This window comes from Candidatus Thiodiazotropha sp. AKIB8, assembly GCF_058244675.1.
Map to the genome: position 1 here is coordinate 40,940 of NZ_JBSYOO010000034.1, position 6,000 is coordinate 46,939.

Annotated in this window: 5 protein-coding genes; all 5 read left to right on the forward strand. The window is 48.0% G+C overall.

Going from position 1 to position 6,000, the window contains the following annotated elements:
* Positions 1 to 557 precede the first annotated feature (557 nt).
* The 5 genes from AC4IFB_RS10115 (at position 558) to msrA (ending at position 5,767) form a co-directional block, all read left to right on the forward strand.
* On the forward strand, positions 558 to 866 hold the full coding sequence (locus AC4IFB_RS10115) for an antibiotic biosynthesis monooxygenase family protein (RefSeq protein ID WP_490777984.1): 309 nt from the start codon (positions 558 to 560) through the stop codon (positions 864 to 866).
* Between the two features lie 127 nt (positions 867 to 993).
* Positions 994 to 1,980, forward strand: coding sequence for a malate dehydrogenase (locus AC4IFB_RS10120; RefSeq protein WP_490777983.1), 987 nt, complete (start codon positions 994 to 996; stop codon positions 1,978 to 1,980).
* A 113-nt stretch (positions 1,981 to 2,093) separates the two neighbouring features.
* On the forward strand, positions 2,094 to 3,512 hold the full coding sequence (gene ppnN, locus AC4IFB_RS10125; RefSeq protein WP_490777982.1) for a nucleotide 5'-monophosphate nucleosidase PpnN: 1,419 nt from the start codon (positions 2,094 to 2,096) through the stop codon (positions 3,510 to 3,512).
* A gap of 27 nt (positions 3,513 to 3,539) precedes the next feature.
* Complete coding sequence (locus AC4IFB_RS10130) at positions 3,540 to 4,913, forward strand: alpha/beta fold hydrolase (RefSeq protein ID WP_490777981.1); 1,374 nt, start codon at positions 3,540 to 3,542, stop codon at positions 4,911 to 4,913.
* A 233-nt stretch (positions 4,914 to 5,146) separates the two neighbouring features.
* Positions 5,147 to 5,767: a peptide-methionine (S)-S-oxide reductase MsrA gene (gene msrA / locus AC4IFB_RS10135; RefSeq protein WP_490777980.1), complete on the forward strand. Its 621-nt coding sequence runs from the start codon at positions 5,147 to 5,149 to the stop codon at positions 5,765 to 5,767.
* Positions 5,768 to 6,000 lie beyond the last annotated feature (233 nt).

Sequence of the window (6,000 nt, forward strand, 5' to 3'; positions counted from 1 at the left end):
TGGCAATCGGAATCTAATCTGAGAAGAGTGCAAGGATCGCGTAAGTTCATTTTATTACTTTGTTGTCAGTGCTGTCCCGCTTACTTCAACCATTTCGGTTGTAACTGATTAATTGATATTGGTTTCTATTGGTGATTGAGAATTGAGATATGAAAAAGCATCAGCAGCTTAGGATCACGGCTAGAAAAAACTTACAAATCATCAGTATCTTAAAGAAACTCCCCTCTCCCCTTGCGGGAGAGGGGGTGAATAAACACCCTGTTTTCCCCAGCAATTAGCAAGAAAAATATGAACGATCAATGTGGTTTTATCTTTCAATCACGTGAAACGCTTCGCGTACACCCTCTCCCCAACCCCTCTCCCGTAAAGGGAGAGGGGCTTTCAGAGTTGTTCTGAGGAGATTGCAAGTAAATGGGATAGCAGTGCTTTGTTGTATAAAAACAGCAACAAATCATTAGCTTTTAAAAGCACATAATATATACAGAGAAAGTAGATTGACCGGGTATCCCGTTAAATTCCGCAAACACCAACTAAATATATAGACATAGGAATATCAAATGTTCATCGTTGCCAACAGAGTGCCGGTTGCCGAAGACTATAGAGAGATGTTTGAAGCCCGTTTTCAGGCCCGTAGCGGTCAAATTGAAAAGCAAGCCGGTTTCGTACGCATGCAGGTATTAAAGCCAAGCGGTCCGGAGACACCCTATGTTGTCCTGACAAGCTGGCAAGATAAGGCCGCCTTCGAAAACTGGGTTGGCAGTGAGGACTTTAAACAGGCTCATGCCAACCCTATGCCAAAAGAGGCATTCGATGGAGAAGGCGCCATTGAAATGCACGAGGTCATCATCCAGGCAGAAACCGCTTAAGGGCGCCTCGATTAATAATGCAGATTTAAAAAAACTATGGTATAGGCTGAGAATAGACTACCTAAAAAACCGGAAATAACTATACTTATCTGGGTATCTAATAAATTAATGGGAGGATCCAACCGAAATGAAGCCCGCAGTAAAAGTCACCATCACCGGCGCTGCCGGTCACATTGGATATGCACTGGCGTTTCGTATCGCCTCAGGTGCCATGTTTGGCCAGGAACAACCGGTCATTCTCCGTCTTCTGGAGATTCCCCAAGCCATCTCGTCACTGAATGGCGTTGGTATGGAACTGGAGGATTGCGCATTTCCCCTACTGCATGACATTGTCCTCACAGATGATCCAAGTATCGCTTTCCGAGGTACCGACTACGCCATACTTATTGGCGCAAAGCCCCGCAGTAAAGGCATGGAACGCAAAGATCTGATAACGGAAAACGCCAAGATCTTTTCCAATCAGGGTAAGGCGATCAATGACCATGCCGCTCCAGGGGTACGGGTTCTGGTGGTCGGCAATCCTGCCAATACAAATGCTCTGATTGCAGCTGCTAATGCGCCGGATCTGAGCCCCACTCAATTTACCGCCATGACCCGCTTGGACCACAACCGTGCATTGGGACAATTGGCCAACAAAAACAATGTCCTGGCTGCTGATATTAAAAGAATGACGATCTGGGGCAATCACTCCATGACCCAGTACCCACACATTGACAACTGTCTTATCAAGGGCCAAGCGGTTTTTGATTTCGTGACTCATGATTGGGCCATTGACCATTTTATTCCCCGGATTCAACGCCGAGGTGCTGAGATCATCGAAGCTCGTGGCCTCTCCTCTGCTGCTTCTGCCGCTGATGCGGTGGTCGATCATGTGCATGATTGGGCAATCGGCACTGAAGCGGGAGATTGGGTCAGCATGGCCGTTCACTCTGACGGCAGTTATGGCATTGATGAGGGGGTTGTATTCTCCTTTCCTGTAACCTGCAAAGATGGCGCCTATGAGATAGTCCAGGATTTGCAATTGGATGAGTTCAGTATCTGCCGATTGAAGGAATCAGAAAAAGAGTTGCGGGAAGAGCGTATGGTAATAGAGGATCTTCTACCCGGTAGCTGAGTGAAATAAAAGATGGAGATGCGCTTTTTCGCATCTTCATCATTAACAATCTTTACTCGATTAATTGCTTTCCGGATAGAACACAATAAAAAGGACTCAATCGAAGTATTGTCATGAGTAAAGTCAGTAAAAGAGAGCCCCGTCCGCACGCTCAGAATTTGAGCAAACCCCTGAGCAGATTAAGCGCTTCTGTCCGACCGGAAGGGAGTCTTGAGGTACTCTCTCAACTTGAGGTCAATGCTTTACGAGACACCAGCGCACGTGGTCTATACGGTCTCTTTCGACGCTGTGCATTGGCAGTGCTCAACTGTGGTAGTGATACCGATAATGCAAGAGAGATTTTCGACAGTTATCGGGATTTCGGCATTCACCTGATGCAGAGCAACCGTGGCATACAGTTACGATTGGAGAATGCCCCAGGCAGTGCATTTGTTGATGGAAAAATGATACGAGGCATTCAGGAGCACCTGTTTGCAGTGTTACGGGATATCATTTACGTCCATAACGAAGTCCACAACAACCCTTCTTACGACCTCAACGAGCCGGTTCATATCACCTCAGCGGTATTTCATATATTGCGCAATGCCAGGGTGTTGTATACCGGCATGGATCCAAATCTAATCGTCTGCTGGGGCGGCCACTCCATAGGCAGAAGGGAGTATGACTACTCAAAAGAGGTAGGCTACCAACTTGGTTTGAGGGGCCTGAATATCTGCACTGGTTGTGGCCCAGGGGCAATGAAGGGCCCCATGAAGGGGGCCGCGTTGGGACATGCAAAACAGCGTATTGGCGACGGTCGCTACCTGGGTATAACCGAACCGGGAATCATCGCCTCAGAACCCCCAAACCCGATTGTTAATGAACTGGTGATCATGCCCGACATCGAAAAGCGGCTCGAAGCCTTCGTGCGTACAGGCCATGGTGTGGTGATCTTTCCAGGGGGCGCAGGTACCATGGAAGAGCTACTCTATCTTCTCGGCATACTGATGCACCCGGACAACCAGGATCACGCCTTCCCATTGATTTTAACCGGACCAGCTGAATGCGCTGACTATTTCACAGAGATCGACCGGTTTATCGGCATCACCCTGGGAGATCAGGCACAACACCACTATCAGGTCATCATTGATAATCCTGCTGCAGTGGCCAAAACTATGGCAACAGCTATGGCCAGTGTGCGAAGTTATCGTTACGAGCTTAATGACGCCTTCTATTTCAATTGGCGCATACATATCGAAGAGGATCTACAACATCCATTCCAGCCCACTCATCAGGCCATGTCTGAATTGGATCTGAATCGACAGCAGCAAGGCCACATCGCTGCAGCCAACTTAAGGCGTGCTTTCTCGGGTATTGTAGCGGGCAATGTCAAAGAGGATGGCATTCGAGCTGTAGAAGAGCATGGCCCCTTTGTTATTCATGGGGAGCAGGAAGTTGTAGAAGCTATGGACAGATTACTGATCTCGTTCGCAGATCAGAACCGAATGAAACTTCAAGGCGACTACGCTCCCTGTTATCATCTGGCTTTATAGTGAAAGTAAGCTTCTGAGCCCAAGCCTATGATGAAACATACTCTATTGCCGTTTTTTTTAATCATCTCGAGCCTGCTTGTGCCCTCCCCCGGTTATGCCGCCCAACAAAACAAAGAGTGGTTCGAGCGCGAAAATGTGTTTGGTGGCCAGGTCTACCTGAGAACCGCTGGCAACCCGGATCGTCCTGCAGTGGTGATGGTTCATGGACTGGGTGATGAGGCCTCCACATGCTGGGAGGATATCCTGCATCGACTCAAGAAGGACTACTTTGTTTTCACTTTCGACCTGCCGGGATTTGGCCGCTCAACCAAAGGCAATGCACTCTACTCTCCCGTCAACTACGCCCGACTGATCCACCAACTGGCCGAGAAGCATGTCGGTAAGCCATTTCATCTGATTGGACACTCCATGGGGGGTGCAATCAGTCTTCAGTTCACCCATAGCTATCCGGCAGATGTCAAAACACTGACCCTGATCGATGCCGCAGGTATCCTGCACCGACTCGCCTACACAAAATACCTCGCCCCGCTGGGCGTCGATAAAGTACTCGATCAATACAATGTACTCAATGAGCGAAAAGTGACCGACCTGGCAGGGGCACTGATGAGCGCATTGGAAAAACGTGCCCCCATCAACATGGATCTGCTGATCAACCTGGAACCCTTCAGATCCAAGGTGCTACGGAGCGACCCCACCTCTATTGCCGGACTGGCCCTGGTTCAGAACGATTTCAGTCGAATACCGGAAACAATTCACCAGCCGACACTGATCATTTGGGGCGATCAAGATAAAATCGCCCCATTAAGGACAGGCTATGTATTGGAATCCCTGCTACCTGATGCCAGACTGGAGCTGCTTCCTAATGGTGGACACATTGCTTTTATAGAACAACCGCAGCGGTTCCACGAACTATTGAGGCCCCATCTCAAGCAGAGCTACAAAGCTAAACAGAAACCAGCTTCCAAGCCAGAGAGTTCCAACTTTCGTCAGACCGTCCAGTGTCAGAATCAATCGGGACATACTATTACAGGACGAATCGGCAGCCTCTTGATTGATGGTTGCCAGAATGTCCTCATAAAAGATGCAGAAATCAACAATCTGGTGATTACGAATTCCACAGTCACCATGCGTAACAGCCGAATCATCTCCATGGCAACGGCACTTAAGCTGCACGACTCAAATCTCAACATCACCGCCGGCCATATCGAAGGCGAGGTGGCAATCGAGGCGAATAACAGTCGCCTCGACATTGCCGGTACTCAGTTGGTGGGCAGCCAGGCGGCAGTCAAGGCGCCTATGGATTCAACGCTGATCTTTTCTCTGGGACGAATAGACAGCCCGCTCTACGATGATATTGTGATTCACGGCATGAAAGTGGTCGCGCCAGGGGCTTATTTGTAATTTCTGTGTGTACAACAATCTACCGGAAAAACTTTCAGGCCATCCGAGTACATTTTTTGCAGTTCACATCCCCCTGGCTCAAGCTCAACTCTGCAGCCTGAGTTATAACAAAACGATAACAATTGAAGTATTCCTCTAGTAAACAGTGTCAATGGTAAATAGTGTTGGATATCAATTAACCGGCAAGCACATCAAGCATCGTTGCCATTCCTATTTACGCGGGGAGAATTCTTGTGAAACATCAATTTATGCAGTTATTGGCCATGGGTCTGCTACTCACAATAACCAGTGCAAATGCAGATAGAGCAGTTTTAGCTGGCGGATGCTTCTGGTGTATGGAGTCAGATTTTGAAAAATTGCCAGGCGTTACTGATGTAATCTCTGGTTTTACTGGTGGCACTTTAAAAAACCCTACCTATAACGGCGATCATTCCGGCCACTATGAAGCGGTGGAAATTACCTACGACCCCACTACAGTCAGTTATGAAGACCTAATTAACCATTACTGGGTTAATATCGACCCCTTTGATGATCGTGGACAGTTCTGCGACAAAGGCCATAGCTATTTGAGTGCCATTTTTGTTGCAAATGAGCACGAGAAAAAAATCGCTGAGGCGTCAAAGAGAGCCGTAGAAGCGCAGTTTCCAGATAAAAAAGTCGCTACAGAAATCTTAAATGCATCAACCTTCTATCCCATAAAAGGAGATGAGAGCTATCACCAGGATTACTATAAAAACAATCCCACACGCTACAAATTCTATCGCTGGAATTGTGGCCGTGTTCAGCGCTTAAAAGAAATTTGGGGAGATAAAGCCGCTCATCTATTTAATTCAGTTCAACCACTTTCCCAATAATGCTACTCCCCGAACTAAATCCACATGTAGAGTGTGGCCCTGCCGCACCATGCCCAACTAAAAACCAAACCACCTGACGAGACGGTGTAGAGACGCTGCTGATAGAGAACCAAAGTATCTGCTTTTTTCGGGAATTCTCACCCTGATGGTGCGGCAGGGCCGCACCCTACGATTCATCATAGCTTATCGTGTGGCATACCCCACCCAAAACAAAACCATCAAGCTCGAACAGT